Origin of the sequence: Kitasatospora sp. NPDC093806, assembly GCF_040683335.1 — a bacterium.
Lineage (GTDB): Bacteria > Actinomycetota > Actinomycetes > Streptomycetales > Streptomycetaceae > Kitasatospora.
The window spans coordinates 1-14,127 of record NZ_JBFBDO010000048.1; the positions used below are offsets into that span (position 1 = coordinate 1).

General features: G+C 73.8%; 14 protein-coding genes. 6 read left to right on the plus strand and 8 right to left on the minus strand.

All coding sequences use genetic code 11. From position 1 onward, the window contains the following. Positions 1 to 961 (plus strand): polyprenyl synthetase family protein (locus AB0N76_RS22220; protein WP_363559427.1); only part of this gene is annotated, 961 nt, incomplete at its 5' end. Here AB0N76_RS22220 and AB0N76_RS22225 read toward each other — a convergent pair. The 8 genes from AB0N76_RS22225 to AB0N76_RS22260 all read right to left on the minus strand — a co-directional run bounded on the left by AB0N76_RS22225 (position 939) and on the right by AB0N76_RS22260 (position 9,100). Further along, positions 939 to 2,657: an FAD-dependent oxidoreductase gene (locus tag AB0N76_RS22225; protein WP_363559429.1), complete on the minus strand. Its 1,719-nt coding sequence runs from the start codon at positions 2,655 to 2,657 to the stop codon at positions 939 to 941. The genes AB0N76_RS22220 and AB0N76_RS22225 overlap by 23 nt on opposite strands. Before the next feature lie 407 nt (positions 2,658 to 3,064). Beyond that, positions 3,065 to 3,652 carry a cysteine dioxygenase family protein gene (locus tag AB0N76_RS22230; protein ID WP_363559431.1) on the minus strand — a complete coding sequence of 196 codons (588 nt, stop codon included), beginning with the start codon at positions 3,650 to 3,652 and terminating at the stop codon, positions 3,065 to 3,067. A 3-nt stretch (positions 3,653 to 3,655) separates the two neighbouring features. Next, positions 3,656 to 5,401 carry a cation acetate symporter gene (locus tag AB0N76_RS22235; RefSeq protein WP_363559433.1) on the minus strand — a complete coding sequence of 582 codons (1,746 nt, stop codon included), beginning with the start codon at positions 5,399 to 5,401 and terminating at the stop codon, positions 3,656 to 3,658. Continuing rightward, on the minus strand, positions 5,398 to 5,787 hold the full coding sequence (locus tag AB0N76_RS22240; RefSeq protein ID WP_363559435.1) for a DUF485 domain-containing protein: 390 nt from the start codon (positions 5,785 to 5,787) through the stop codon (positions 5,398 to 5,400). Before AB0N76_RS22240 ends, AB0N76_RS22235 begins: the two co-directional genes overlap by 4 nt. A 142-nt stretch (positions 5,788 to 5,929) precedes the next feature. Then, on the minus strand, positions 5,930 to 6,784 hold the full coding sequence (locus AB0N76_RS22245; protein ID WP_363559437.1) for a biotin-dependent carboxyltransferase family protein: 855 nt from the start codon (positions 6,782 to 6,784) through the stop codon (positions 5,930 to 5,932). 167 nt (positions 6,785 to 6,951) lie between these two features. Then, on the minus strand, positions 6,952 to 7,569 hold the full coding sequence (locus AB0N76_RS22250) for an allophanate hydrolase subunit 1 (protein WP_363559439.1): 618 nt from the start codon (positions 7,567 to 7,569) through the stop codon (positions 6,952 to 6,954). Next, positions 7,566 to 8,345, minus strand: a complete 780-nt coding sequence (locus AB0N76_RS22255; protein ID WP_363559512.1) for a 5-oxoprolinase subunit PxpA — start codon at positions 8,343 to 8,345, stop codon at positions 7,566 to 7,568. The genes AB0N76_RS22250 and AB0N76_RS22255 overlap by 4 nt, the downstream gene beginning before the upstream one ends. 26 nt (positions 8,346 to 8,371) lie before the next feature. After that, positions 8,372 to 9,100, minus strand: coding sequence for a GntR family transcriptional regulator (locus tag AB0N76_RS22260; protein WP_363559441.1), 729 nt, complete (start codon positions 9,098 to 9,100; stop codon positions 8,372 to 8,374). Between the two features lie 194 nt (positions 9,101 to 9,294). On the opposite strand from AB0N76_RS22260, the gene AB0N76_RS22265 reads away from it, so the two are divergent. The 5 genes from AB0N76_RS22265 (at position 9,295) to AB0N76_RS22285 (ending at position 14,029) form a co-directional block, all read left to right on the plus strand. Continuing rightward, positions 9,295 to 10,059, plus strand: a complete 765-nt coding sequence (locus AB0N76_RS22265) for a DUF969 domain-containing protein (RefSeq protein WP_363559443.1) — start codon at positions 9,295 to 9,297, stop codon at positions 10,057 to 10,059. Beyond that, positions 10,056 to 11,024, plus strand: coding sequence for a DUF979 domain-containing protein (locus AB0N76_RS22270; protein WP_363559445.1), 969 nt, complete (start codon positions 10,056 to 10,058; stop codon positions 11,022 to 11,024). The genes AB0N76_RS22265 and AB0N76_RS22270 overlap by 4 nt, the downstream gene beginning before the upstream one ends. A 21-nt stretch (positions 11,025 to 11,045) precedes the next feature. After that, complete coding sequence (pcp, locus tag AB0N76_RS22275) at positions 11,046 to 11,687, plus strand: pyroglutamyl-peptidase I (RefSeq protein WP_363559447.1); 642 nt, start codon at positions 11,046 to 11,048, stop codon at positions 11,685 to 11,687. Between the two features lie 387 nt (positions 11,688 to 12,074). Further along, positions 12,075 to 12,806 (plus strand): hypothetical protein, encoded by a 732-nt coding sequence (locus AB0N76_RS22280; protein ID WP_363559449.1) that lies wholly within the window; start codon positions 12,075 to 12,077, stop codon positions 12,804 to 12,806. Between the two features lie 5 nt (positions 12,807 to 12,811). Continuing rightward, positions 12,812 to 14,029: a serine/threonine-protein kinase gene (locus AB0N76_RS22285; RefSeq protein ID WP_363559451.1), complete on the plus strand. Its 1,218-nt coding sequence runs from the start codon at positions 12,812 to 12,814 to the stop codon at positions 14,027 to 14,029. The last annotated feature ends 98 nt before the right edge of the window (positions 14,030 to 14,127 follow it).

The following is a 14,127-nucleotide window of genomic DNA, read 5'->3' on the forward strand; positions in this document are numbered from 1 at the left end:
GCTGGGCCGGCGGCGCGGGGGGTTCGCCGCCTACCATCTCGGCCGGCCGGCCGACGGTTCCGCGCCGGACGGGCGCCACGGCGGCAAGTGCGTGCGCGCCGCCCTGACCCTGCTGTCCGCGCGCGCCGTCGGCGGGGACCCGGCGGCGGCGGTCCCGGCGGCCGCCGCCGTGGAGCTGGTGCACAACCTCTCGCTGCTGTACGACGACGTGCTGGACGGCGACGCCGTCCGCCGCCACCGCGCGGCCGCCTGGCAGGTGTTCGGCGCGGCCTCCGCGACCCGGGCGGCCGACGCCCTGCTGCTGCTCGCCTTCGAGGCGTTCTCGGGCGGGAGCGGCGATCCGCGGCTCGCCCCGGAGGCCGCCGAGGCGCTGCTGGACACCCTGATCCGGCTGGCGGTCGGCGAGGGGCTGGACGTGCTGTTCGAACAGCGGTCCCGGGTCGGGGTCGAGGAGTGCCTGGAGATGGTCGCCGGGAAGACCGCCTCGCTGTTCTCGCTCGCCGGCCGGCTCGGCGCCCTGTACGGCGGGGCCGGCCCAGCGGACACCGCGCGGTTCGCCGCCTTCGGCCAGGACCTGGGCATGGCCTTCCAGTTGGTGGACGACCTGCTGGGCATCTGGGGGGACGGCGAGGTCACCGGGAAGCCGGTCTTCGCGGACCTGCGGGCGCGCAAGATGTCGACGCCGGTGGTGGCCGCGCTGGCGTCCGGGACCGCCGCCGGCGAGGAGCTGGCCCGCCGCTACGCGGCCCCGCCCGGCCCGGACCCGGCCGGGGAGGGCGCGCTGCTCGCGGAGCTGGTGGCGCGGGCCGGCGGCCGCCGCTGGGTGCGCGAGCGCGCCGACACCCATCTGCGGTCCGCCGCGCGGTGGCTCGCGGAACTGGGCGAACGGCCCGGCGCGGACGCCGAGGCCCTGCTCGACCTGCACGCCGTCCGCGAGCTCATCGGGACGCGTTCGCGCTGACCGGCCGCCGGTCCGCCCACGGGGCCGGTGTGTCGAGGATGTGCGGCCGCCCCTGGCGGAACAGTTCGGCGTCCACCTCCTTGAGCCGGCGCAGCTCCGGCGGGTCGTACAGCGGGTACACCTCGGCCGGGTCGGCCGGGTCTCCGGCCGCCCGCAGCAGGGCGTTCACCGCCAGCCGCCCGCCCTGGTCGGCGCCCTCCATGGTGGCCAGGTTGACCGGGCAGCGGACGTAGTCCCCGGCCAGGAACAGGTTCGCCGCGGCGGTGGCCGCCCGGGGCCGCCGCTGCCAGGAGCCCTTGGTGTTGATCAGCAGCGGTTCGTCGTTGCGGGCCGGGCCGGGCCCGTCGAGCCCGGTGACCGCCGGGTCCAGGTGCCAGGAGTGCAGCAGGCCGGGGTGCAGGACGGCCGTCCGCCCGTCGTCGAGCGCTTCGCCGAGCTGCGCCCACACCTCGGCGGCCACCTCGGCGCGGGTGCACTCCCGGGCCGGCTTGCCGTAGCGGACGCCCGGCGTGTCCCAGTCGGAGACGTCCACCGACAGGCAGTCCGCCACCGTGCCGTCCCCGTAGGTGGCGCGGAAGTCGACGTCCCAGAACTGCGCCTGGCTGACCGAGGTCAGCGCCCACGGCGAGTCCGGGTAGAGGGCGTGGCCGCGGACCACCGGGGTCGGCTCGGTCAGGTAGAACTGCAGGCCGACCATCCAGTCGGTGCGCAGCGCGGCCAGGTCGGCGTGGATCGGGTCGGCCTCGGCCAGACCCCGTGCCAGCAGCGCGCCGACCCGGTGCACGGGCAGCGCGCAGACGTACCAGTCGGCCGTCAGCTCGCGGCGCCCGCCGTGTCGTCCGCGCAGCAGCACCTTCCGGACGCGCCCGCCGCGGACGTCCAGGCGCTCGGCCCGCCAGCCGAGTTCGAGGCGGACGCCGAGGCCGGTCAGGTACTCCGTCCACGGATCGATCCAGGCGGTGCTGGTGGGGGCGTTGAGCACCCGGTCGGCGGGCGCGGACTCGCCCCGACCGAGGAAGCCGAGGGCCATCGCCTCCAGGTACCCGCCCACCGTGTGGGCGCTCCCCACCTCCGCGCGGGCCGCGACGACGGTCCGGGTCAGGCCCACCACGCAGGTCTTGCGGTACTCCTCGGAGGCCCCCTCGGCGGCGGTGAAGTCCCACCACGAGGTGTGCTCCCACTGGCCGAGGCGGCGTTCGGTGCTGCTGGTGAGGTAGACCGTCATGCGGTTGGCGAAGTACAGCAGTTCCTCGTCGAGGCCGCGGCCCGGCCGCGGGCCGACGCCCAGCGCCCACAGGATCTGCAGCGGCGTGCGCGGCCCCGACAGCGGCGCCACCTCGCTGAGCACCTCGTTCACCCGCCCGGACCGCGCCGACAGGAACTGCGGCGCCTCCCGCAGGTTCCCGAGCACGCCGTCGCGCTGCCGCCGGCCGTCCCGCTCGAACGGTATCCGCCGCATGGTGTCCGGCAGGCTGCGGTAGAACCCCGGGAAGAACCGGAACCCGTGCTCCGCGGGAAGGTCCAGCCGCCCCCGCGTCCCGGTCCCCGGCACCGAGGTGCTGCGTGCCTTGCCACCCCACCCGGCCGGCTCCACCACCGTCACCGCGTACCCGCGCTCGGCCAGTTCCATCGCCGCGGTCAGCCCCGCGACACCCCCACCCAGCACCGCGACCGTCCGGCCCGCGCCCGCGCCCACGAACTTCCCTCCCCCGCTGGTGGACTGAAACGCCCTCCGGCCGGGCATACCTTATGACAGCAGGCCGACAGGCCCGGTTGAAGCTCCCCCACGAGCGCAACCGGGCCCCTGGCCGGCGACCGGGCCTGGACGTGACTCCCCCCACGGAGCGGCGACCAGGCCCGCATGGTTTTCAACCAGCAACACGCAGCGTACATGCCAGCTCCACAGAACGCTACCGCCCTGCACGGTGGCTCACCTCACAACCGCCCCCGCCCCCCGGGCCGGACCCACGGCGACGCGAACCCCCTGGTCAGGGGCGTGGACCGGCGCCGCTCGCCACGGTGGCGGCCTTGAAACCGCCCTGCGGGCCCCCATGAGCGACGGGCCGTCCGGGGTGGACGGCCCGTCGGGGTGGGGTCGGCGGGTCAGCGGGGCAGGGGGTCGGGGGTGCGCCAGGTGATGGGGCGGGCGCCGGGTGGTGGGGTGTCGACGACTTCGTGGCCGAAGACGCGGTTGATCGAGCTGCCCCCGTTCGGGGAGATGTCCGCGCCGTAGACGTGCAGGGAGACGGCGCGGCCGGGGCCGCCGTTGGACACCCGGTGGATGTCCTCGTCGGGCGGGGTCAGGAGCTGCACCCGGCCCGGAGAGCAGGTGGTCCGGCCTTCGGGCACCAGGACCCGGCGGCCGGACCCGTGGAGCCGCCACAGCCGGTACGCCTCGTCCACCTCGACGCCCTCGACCACGCCCGACACGCACCAGGAGATGTGGTCGTGGATCGGGGTGGACTGTCCGGGCAGCCAGGTCAGGGCCACCACGGAGTGCGTCCGTCCGGCGTGCAGCAGCCGCTGCGCGTAGCCGTCGACGTCACCGGCGCACAGGTCCGCCGGGACGATCAGCCCGGCCCGCAGGTACTTGCGGAGGGTGTCCGCGGTGAGCTGGGCGGTCAGGACCTCCGCGGCGGCGTAGCGCGCGAGGTCGGCGAGGAACTCGTCGAGGTTGGAGCCCGGTCGCACGGTTCACCGCCCCACGCCGGTGAGCGCGCGGACCTCTAGCTCCGCGAAGGCGCGGCGGTCGGCCTCCTCGGTCCGGCGGCCGCGACGGCGGCCGCCGGCCAGGGAGCCGAGGACCGCGACCGCGAACCCGACCGGGATCGAGACGATGCCCGGGTTCTGCAGCGGGACCGGCGCGGTGGTGGTGCAGGAGAACAGCGCCGTGGCGTTGCCGACCCGCTGGTCGGACGCCTCCACCCCGCAGGTCTTCGCCTGGGCGGCCGTCAGCTTCACCGCGTGGACGGTGTCGCTCGCGCCGCCCCAGCAGATCGGGGAGAGCAGCACCAGGCCGATCGAGGCGACCAGGCCCGCGTAGATGCCGCACTTGGCGCCGAAGGTGGTGAAGCGCTTCCAGAACAGCGTCAGCAAGATCGCCGGCAGGTTGGCCGAGGCCGCGATGGCGAAGGCCAGCGCCACCAGGAAGGCCACGTTGAGGTCCCGGGCGAAGATCGACAGGGCGACCGCGACCGCGCCGATGACCACGGCGGCGACCTTCGCCGTGACCACCTCCTGCTGCTCCGTCGCCCGGCCCTTGCGGATGACGTTGGCGTACAGGTCATGGGCGAAGGAGGAGGACGAGGTCAGAGTGAGCCCGGCGACCACCGCGAGGATGGTGGCGAACGCCACCGCCGCGATGAAGGCGAGCATCAGGGAGCCGCCGGTGCTGCCCGCGCCGCCGCCGAGGTGTTCGGCCAGCAGGGTGGCGGCAGTGTTGCCGGACGGGTCCTTCTCCTTGATCGTCGCCGTGCCGACCAGCGCGGCCGCGCCGAAGCCGAGCACCAGGGTCATCAGGTAGAAGACCCCGATGATGCCGATCGCCCAGTTCACCGACTTGCGCGCGTCGCGGCCGGTCGGGACGGTGTAGAAGCGGACCAGTACGTGCGGGAGCGCCGCGGTGCCCAGTACCAGCGCGGTGCCGAGGCTGACCAGGTCGAGCTTCGACCAGCCGTCGGTCGCCCCGTACTTCAGGCCGGGCTGGAGGAACGCGTCGCCCTTCTTGGACGCCGCGGCGGCGTCCCCGAGCAGGTGGCTGAGGTCGAACCCGTACTTCGCCAGGACCCACAGGGTCATCGTGGCCGCGCCGGCGATCAGCAGCACCGCCTTGACGATCTGCACCCAGGTGGTGCCCTTCATCCCGCCGACCACGACGTAGACGATCATCAGGGCGCCAACCCCGGCGATGGTCCAGATCTGCGCGGAGGCGCCCTTGACGTCGAGCAGCTGCCCGACGATGGTCGCCGCGCCGACCATCTGCGCGATCAGGTAGAAGACCGAGACCACGATGGTCGACACCCCGGCGGCGGTCCGCATCGGCCCGCTGCGCAGCCGCGCGGCCAGCACGTCGGCCATGGTGAACCGCCCGGTGTTGCGCAGCAGTTCGGCGACCATCAGCAGGGCGACCAGCCAGGCGACCAGGAAGCCGATCGAGTAGAGGAAGCCGTCGTAGCCGGAGAGCGCGATGATCCCGGCGATGCCGAGGAAGGAGGCCGCGGACAGGTAGTCGCCCGAGATCGCGATCCCGTTCTGCAGCGCGGAGAACTGGCCGCCGCCGGTGTAGAAGCCGCCGGTGCCCCGGGTGCTCCGCCGGGCGAGCAGGGTGATGACGAGGGTCACCGCCACCAGGGCGATGAACAGGCCGACGGTCAGGCCCTTGTTCGAGGCGGAGGCGGACTGTGCCGCTGTGGCGAGCGGGAGGGGAAGGTGGTGGGTCATGCCTGGGTCTCCGTCGGTTCCTGGTCGGTGGCGCGGGCGGTCGGAGCCTGGGCCGCCGCCGTGGCGCGCAGGGCCTCGGCCAGCGGGTCCAGCCGCCGGGCGGCGAACCGGCCGTAGGCCAGGGCGATGCCGAAGGTCGAGACGAACTGCAGCAGTCCGAAGACCAGGGCGACGTTGACGTTGCCGACGACCTTGGTCGCCATGAAGCCGCGGGCGTAGGCCGAGCAGAGGACGTACGCCAGGAACCAGAGCAGGAACGCCGCCGTCACCGGGAAGACGAACCTGCGGTAGGCGGCTCGCAGTTCGGTGAAGCGCGGATCGTCGCCGATCCAGGCGGTGTCGGTCCGGGGTGTTTCACCGCGCGACGGCGCGGCCGGGTCGATCATTGGGAATCCTTCTGAGCAGGGCGGGACTTGCCGAAGGCCCGACCGTAGGAATCCCCGGTAGACAAGTGATAGACGTCGCGTCAGCGGGACGGCGCGGGCCCGTCCGGCCGGAAGCGCGCCCGCCCCGCCGCGCCGCCGCCCGTCAGCGCGGCCGGACGGGGGCGAAGCGGACCGGCGTCCCCGGGGCCGCCTGGGCGGCGGCGGCCAGCGCCGCGGCGGGGACCACGCCGATGACCGGGTAGCCGCCGGTGGTCGGGTGGTCGGCGAGGAACACCACCGGGCGCCCGTCGGGCGGCACCTGGACGGCGCCCAACACCATCCCCTCGCTGGGCAGTTCGCCCGCCCGGGCGCGCTCCAGCGGCGGGCCGTCCAGCCGCAGGCCGATCCGGTTGCTGGTCGTCGAGACGCGGTAGGCGGCGCGCGCGAGGGAGTCGAGGGCCCCGGCGGTGAACCAGTCGTCGCGCGGGCCGAGCAGCAGCGGCAGCACCAGCCGGGTCGGCGGGGCCGCCCAGGGCAGCACGTCCGCCCCGGCCGTCGGGCCCGCCGGGACGCCGAGCGGCAGCCGGTCCCCGGCGGACAGCGGCGCGGGGCCCAGCCCGGAGAGCAGGTCGGTCGAACGGCTGCCGAGGACCGGGTCGGCGGCGATCCCGCCCGCGAAGGCGAGGTAGCTGCGCACCCCCCGGGTCGCGGGGCCGACGTCGAGCCGCGCCCCGGCGGGCAGCCGGACCGGCGCTCCCCAGGCGGCGGGCCGGCCGTCCACCCGGACGGCGCAGGGCGCCCCGGTCACGGCCACCGTCACCGGCCGGTCCGCGCGGACGGCGCAGCCGAGCACCGTGGTCTCCAGGGCGGCCGCCCCGGCGGGGTTGCCGACCAGCCGGTTGGCCAGCCGGTGGGACGGCCGGTCGAGCGCGCCGGAGCACGGCACGCCGAGGTGGGCGTGCCCCGGGCGGCCGAGGTCCTGGACGGTCGTCAGCAGGCCCGCGCCGAGGACGGTCACGGCTCCTCCGGGACCGTCCCGCCCGGGTACGTCCGCTCCGGTCACTGCTGCTCCGCTCGCCGATTCGGTCAGGGCTTCCCCGATCATGCTCCTCCGCTCACGCTTTCCCGATCACGCTTCCCCGGCCACGTTTCCCCGGCCACGCTTCCACGATCACGTGTCCGCGCTCACGCGTCCGCGATGACGAACCGCACCCGCGTCCCCGGGGCGAACAGGGCCGCGGGCTCGCGCGCGGCGTCCCACAGTGCGGCGTCGGTGCGGCCGATCAGCTGCCAGCCGCCCGGGGACGAGCGCGGGTAGACACCGGTGTACGGGCCGGCCAGGGCGACCGAGCCGGCCGGGACGGCGCTGCGGGGCTCCGCCCGCCGGGGGACGTGGTACCGCTCGGCGAGGCCGGTGAGGTAGCCGAAGCCGGGGGCGAACCCGTTGAAGGCGACCCGGAACTCGGTCGCGGCGTGGATGCGCGCGACGGCGTCCGCCGCGACGCCCCAGAGCGCGGCGACCTCCGCGAGGTCCGCGCCGTCGTAGCGGACCGGGACGGTCACCACCGGACCGGACGGTTCCGGGGCGGGCGGCACCCGCCAGCCGGCCAGTTCGGCGGCCAGCGCGGGCGGGTCCGCGACCCCGTCGAGCAGCACGGTCCGCTCGGCCGGGACGATCTCGGCCACCGGCGGCAGCCCGAACGACGCGCGTCTGCGCAGGAGTTCGGCGTGCAGGGCGGCGGTCCGGCCGGCGTCGGCGAGTTCGACCAGCAGGGCGTGCGGGCCGACCCGCAGCACTCTCATGTGAACGCCTCGACGCGCACCCCGGCCGCGCGCAGCGCCGTCCGGACGCGGCGGGCGTTGTCCGCGGCGCCGGGGGTGTCGCCGTGCAGGCACAGCGAGCGGGCGCGCAGCCGGATCCGGTCGCCGGTGTGCGCGGTGACCAGGCCGTCGCGGGCGATGCCGACCGAGCGGCGGACCACGGCGTCGGGGTCGTGGACGACCGCGCCCGGCTCCCGGCGGGAGAGCAGCGCGCCCTCCGGGGTGTAGGCGCGGTCGCCGAACGCCTCGGCGACCACCGGCAGTCCGGCCCGCCGGGCCGCCTCGTGCAGCCGCGAACCGGGGAGCCCGAGCACCGGCGGGCCCGGTGGCCCCGGTGTGCCTGGTGCGCCGGGGAGGGCCAGCCGGATGCCGCGCACCACCGCTTCGGCCTGCTCCTCGTCGTGCACCGTGCGGTTGTACAGCGCGCCGTGCGGCTTGACGTAGTCGACCTCGGCGCCGGCGGCACGCGCGAACACCTGCAACGCGCCGATCTGGTAGGCGACTTCGTCGGCCAGCTCGTCCGGGGGGACGTCCATCGCGCGCCGCCCGAAGCCGGCCAGGTCGCGGTAGGAGACCTGGGCGCCGATCCGGACGCCGCGCTCGGCGGCGAGGGCGCAGACCCGGCGCATGGTGGACGGGTCCCCGGCGTGGAAGCCGCAGGCGACGTTGGCGCTGGTGACGACGGACAGCAGCGCCTCGTCGTCGGTCAGCGTCCAGCGCCCGAAGCCCTCACCGAGGTCGGCGTTCAGATCGATCACCGGCTCCGGGGCCGGCTCCTGGGCGGTCACTGCCCACCCCCAGGGAGGTACCCGCCACCCGGGCCGGACCGCCCGCGCTCCGTCATCGCCTGGACGATCACCGCGCGCGCGTCGTCCAGGTACCCGGTCAACTCGACCTCGGCGTCGTCGATCTCGCCGGACTCCAGCAGCCCGGCGAGCGTCTGGTTGCGGCGCAGGAACGGTTCGTGCAGCCCGCGCGCGGACGGGACGGCGGCGAAGGCCAGCCGCAGTTCGGCCATCAGCCGCGCCATGCACTCGTCGATCCGCCCGCTGCCGGCCAGCCCGGCGACGGCCTGGTGGAAGTGCAGGTCGGCGGTGCCGACGGCGGCCCAGTCGTCCAGCAGTTCGGCGGCCTCCGCCCGCATCAGCGCGGCCCGCACCGCGGCCAGGCGCTCCGGCGCCGCGCTGCGCAGCGCCCGCACGCCGGCCATCTCCAGGGCCAGCCGCAGGATGTAGATGTCGACGACGTCCGCCGGTTCGAGGATCCGGACGAACACCCCGCGGTTCATCTCGTGGACGACCAGGCGCTGGTCGGCCAGCTGCCGGAACGCCTCGCGGAGCGTGTTGCGCGACACCGCGAGCGCGTCGCCCAGCGCCTCCTCCGACAGCCGCGTTCCGGGGGCGAGCCGGCCCTCGGTGATGTGCTCGCGCAGCACCTCGGCCACCCGCTGGGCGGCGCTGGCGCGTTCGAGCCGGCCCCGGTCGGCCGCGAGTGCGTCGAAAACCCCGGTCAAGTCCTGCCTCCTGACGCCCTACGTCCCGTCAGGACCGAACCCTGTCGGAACTCTTGTCGGATTGTTCCACAATCCCCTACCCTCTCGGCAATCCCCTGTGAGGTAGCGGCCCATCAGGCCGGTTCCTCCCCCGCCCGTGACGTCGCAGAACACCGCGCGCACGGCGTGGACCCCTCCGAAAGGCGGCCAGGAACATGATCGTTCTTGTCGGCATCCTCATCGTGGTGGCCGGATTCGCCACCCGACGAAGTCCGCTCCTCGTCGTCGGCACCGCCGGCGTCGCCACCGGCCTGCTGGGCGGGATGAGCCCGCTGAAGGTCCTGGAGGCGTTCGGGACGGGCTTCGCCTCCAGCCGCTCGGTGACCCTGTTCGCCGTCACCCTGCCGGTCATCGGCCTGGTCGAACGCCACGGCCTGCAGGACCAGGCCCGCACCCTGATGAACCGGCTCGCCAGGATCAGCGCGGGCCGGGTGCTCGCGGCCTACATGGTGGTCCGCCAGCTCGCCGCCGCCCTCGGGATCACCGCGCTCGGCGGCCAGGCCCAGGCGGTGCGGCCGATGATCGTGCCGATGGCGGAGGCCGCCGTCGAGCGCCGCCACGGCACCCTCACCGAGCGGGCCCGCGAACGCCTGCGCTCCTTCGCCGCCAGCGCCGACACCGTCGGCCTGTTCTTCGGCGAGGACTGCTTCCTCGCCATCGGCTCGGTCCTGCTGATCACCGGCTTCGTCAACGCGACCTACCACACCAGCCTGGAGCCGGTGCAGCTCGCGCTGTGGGCCATCCCGACCGCGATCTGCGCCACCGTCATCCACGGTCTGCGCCTGCTGCGCCTGGACGCCGTCCTCGCCCGGGACCAGGCCGCCGCGCCCGCCACGTCCGACGACCCGGCCCTCACCCCCGCCGCCCCTGCCGCCCCTGCCGCCCCCGCCGGCTCCCGCACCCCGGAGGAGAGCAAGTGATCAAGGTCGAATGGCTGTACTGGCTCGTCGGCGCCGTCTTCCTCACGATGGCCGCGCAGATGGCGGCCGACCGCAGCAACCCCAAGCGGTTCGGCAGCGCCGCCTTCTGGGGCCTGTTCGGCGCGAGCTTCGTCTACGGCACGTACGTCGCCGACAAGACCGCGCCCGCCGCGCCCCTGGGAGTGGCCGTGCTGGCCATGATCTGTCTCGGCGGCCTCGGCTTCACCGGCCGCGGCACCCCCAGGACGACCACCCCCGAACAGCGCGCCGCCTCCGCCGCCCGCCTCGGCAGCCGGCTGTTCATCCCCGCCCTGACCCTGCCGCTGGTCGCCCTGATCTGCGCCACCCTCCTCAAGGGCGTGCACATCGGCGACAGCCTGCTGCTCCCGTCCGGCGGCGAGGCCCTGCTCGGACTCGGCATCGGCACGCTCGTCGCCCTGGCCGTCGGCCTCGTCCTCACCCGCGAGCGCAACCCCGTCACCGCTCTGCACGCCGGCCGCACCCTGGTGGAGGCCATGGGCTGGACCCTCCTGCTGCCCCAACTCCTCGCCGTGCTCGGCTCGATCTTCCAGGCCGCCGGGGTCGGCACCCAGGTCGGCAGGATCACCACGCACTTCCTGCCCGACGGCAACCCGTACGCGGCGGTGGCGGTGTACTGCCTCGGCATGGCCCTGTTCACCATCATCATGGGCAACGCCTTCGCCGCCTTCCCCGTCATGACCGCCGCCATCGGCTGGCCCGTCCTGATCGCCCAGGAACACGGCAACCCGGCGGTCGTCCTGGCCGTGGGCATGCTGGCCGGCTTCTGCGGCACCCTCGTCACCCCGATGGCCGCCAACTACAACCTGGTCCCGGCCGCCCTGCTCGAACTCAAGGACCAGTACGGGCCGATCAAGGCCCAACTCCCCACCGCGGGCGCCCTGCTGGTGTGCAACATCGCCATCATGGCGCTCTTCGCCTTCTGACCGGAAAGGCCCTCCCCACCCATGACCCGGGTCCTGCTCACCGGCTTCGAACCGTTCGACGGTGCCACCCTCAACCCGTCCTGGGAGGTCGCCCGCCTCGTCGCCGACCGACCGCCCGAGGGACTGCACGTCACCCCCGTCCGACTGAGCTGCGTCTTCGACCGGGCGGCCGACGAACTCCGCGCGGCGGTCCGCGACACCGACCCCGACCTGGTGGTCTGCCTCGGCCAGGCCACCGGCCGCCCCGACATCACCGTCGAGCGGACAGCCGTCAACCTCGACGACGCCCGGATCCCGGACAACGCGGGCCGGCAGCCGATCGACCGGCCCGTCGTCCCCGGCGGCCCCACCGCCTACTTCGCCACCCTGCCGGTCAAGGCGTGCGTGGCCGCCGTCCGGGCGGCCGGCCTGCCGGCCTCGCTCTCCCACAGCGCCGGGACCTTCGTCTGCAACCACGTCTTCTACGCCCTGATGCACCTGCTCGCCACCGAACGCCCCACCACCCGCGGCGGCTTCGTCCACGTCCCCGCCCTGCCCGAACAGGTCCTCGACCACCCCCAACCCGCCCTGCCCGCCGCCACCACCGCCCACGCCCTGCGCGCCCTGCTCCCCGCCGCGACCCGCCCCACCGACCTCCACACCCCGGAGGGGACCACTCACTGACCGGCCACCGCGCGACGGTCACGCCGGGACCCGAGCCAAGGCCCAACCCCGACCGTGGCCGGCCCACTGGCTCCACAAACCTGCCCCAGCAACTCCGCCCTTACCCGATCTCATCAACGGATCAGCCAAGGCTACTGGAGGTCTCTGCACCGTTCGGCGAGGCAACGCAGCCACAGGTCACAGGCAAAATGGGCTTCCTCCAGCGCGGCGGCCGTAAACACCCCGTCCACGAAGCCCTGCTCCACCATCTGACTGGCCACCCCGGTCAGGTACCGAGCAACCTGCTCCACGCACACCCACAGTCCTACGCATCACCCCCAAGCGACGGATCACACGGCTCTTCTGGCCGGCTACGCCCTCGACCCCAGGGGACGGCGAGACGACGCGGTGAAGCGGGCCGAGCAGAATGAATTACTGCCTGCCATTGCCCACACGTTCGAGCATCTCCTCCGCATCACCCTCCGCAGAGGAACACTCAAGGGCTACCGGGCCACTGACGAGAGCAGCCCGGTCGCACGGGGCCGCATCCGCGGGGGCGACCAGATCCGCCGCCGTCACGGCACGATGCTCCCGTTGGAGATCACGTACGACGAGTTCACCGTCGACACGACCGAGAACCGCCTGCTCCGCGCCGCCACCGAGCGCCTGCCGCGTTGGCCAGGCGTCGACCCAGCCGTGTGCCACCGGCTGCTGCACCAGCACGCACGGTTGACGGAAGCAGCCCGCCTGGTGCCTGGTCAGCCGCTGCCCGACTGGAAACCGTCACGACTCGATGCCCATTACCAACCGGCGCTACACCTCGCCGCTGCCATCCTGCACGGCAGGTCGGTGGAGCACCCCACAGGCGACGTCCGCACCAGCGGCTTCCTGCTCGACATGAACAAGCTGTTCGAGGACTTCATCACTGTCGCCCTCCAGGAGGCACTGTGCGACAGCGACGGCGATCCCGCTGAGGGTCACCTCGTGCATGCGACGGGCAACGCTCCGCATGCTTCGCACCAGGTGCGCCATGTGAGCCGCGCCGAGCTGCCGGCCACGAAACCGCACCTCCCGATCCACCCGCTTGAGCAAACAAGGTCCACTACGGTGGCCACAAGATATCTCCGATCAGCACCATGACGAGGATGGGCGTGCACACGACGACTCCCCTGAGCCCCGAGGACCCGCCCGAGATCGGTGGCTTCGAACTCCTCGCCCGGATCGGGCAGGGGGGCATGGGCCAGGTGTACCTGGGCGAGTCCCCTGGCGGAGAACAGGCCGCGGTCAAGGTGATCAAGCCGTCCCTGGTCGATTCGGAGACCCGGATGCGCTTCGCCCAGGAGATCGAGGTCCTCAAGACCGTCTGGGGAAACCGGGTCGCGGCCTTCCTTGACGCGGATCCCGAGGCGGAACCACCGTGGCTGGCCACGGAGTATGTGGAGGGCGCCGATCTCCGAAGGCACGTGGACGCCTACGGCCCGCTCCCCGCCGTCCTGGTGGCCTCGCTCGGTGCGACTCTCGCCGAGGCCCTTACCCTGGTACACAAACAAGGGCTGCTGCACCGGGACCTCAAGCCGGCGAATGTCCTGCTGGGGCCCAACGGCCCCAAGATCATCGATTTCGGCCTCGCGGTGTTCGCCGAGTCGGGTTCATCGCTCACCGCCCCGAACACGGTCGTCGGCACTCCCATGTGCATGGCACCGGAACAGGCCAACGGTGTGAAGCCGCTCACGGAGGCGGTCGACGCGTACGCGCTGGGCGCGGTCCTCCTCTTCGCGCTGACCGGCCGGTACCCGTACCAGGCGGCCAATGTCCATGTGCTCTTCCACATGGTCACCGATCCGGACACATCCCCGGACCTGGTCGGCGTCCCGACCGAGCTGTCCCCGATCTTGGCCTCGATGCTGGCCCACGAGGCCAAGGACCGGCCGTCCCTGCCGTCCGTGGTCAAGGAGTTCCGCGCCGTCATCGAGGCCCAGGGCCTCAAGGTCGCCCAGGCCCGCCGACGGCTGACAGCCCTGACCGCAGCGCATCCGACTCCCGGGACCGGGGCGCCGGCCCAAGCCGTTCAGGCCCCCGCCCCGGGCGCGGCCGATGCAACCACAGTGCTGCCCCCAGCACCTGCCGGTTCCTCCCCCGCGCCGGCCGTCGTCCCGCCGCCGGGGCCCGCACCGGACAAGAGCCCCGGCTACACACCGACACTCAAGGACGTCCCCGCGGTAGCAGCCGCGCCCGCCGACACGCCTGGACCGGTGCCCGACCCGACCTCGGCATCAGCGCCTCGCGCGTCCCGGCGATCCCTGCAGGCCCGTCGCACAGCCAAACAGCTGCGCGAGGTCTACGCGGCCAAGGCCCCGTTCTGACCGAGGCCCGATCCTCTCCTCGCACTCGCCGTAAGCTCTTCACCTGGTGCACTGTCTCGCGAGGACGACCGCGACCACCACACAGCACGATGAACACA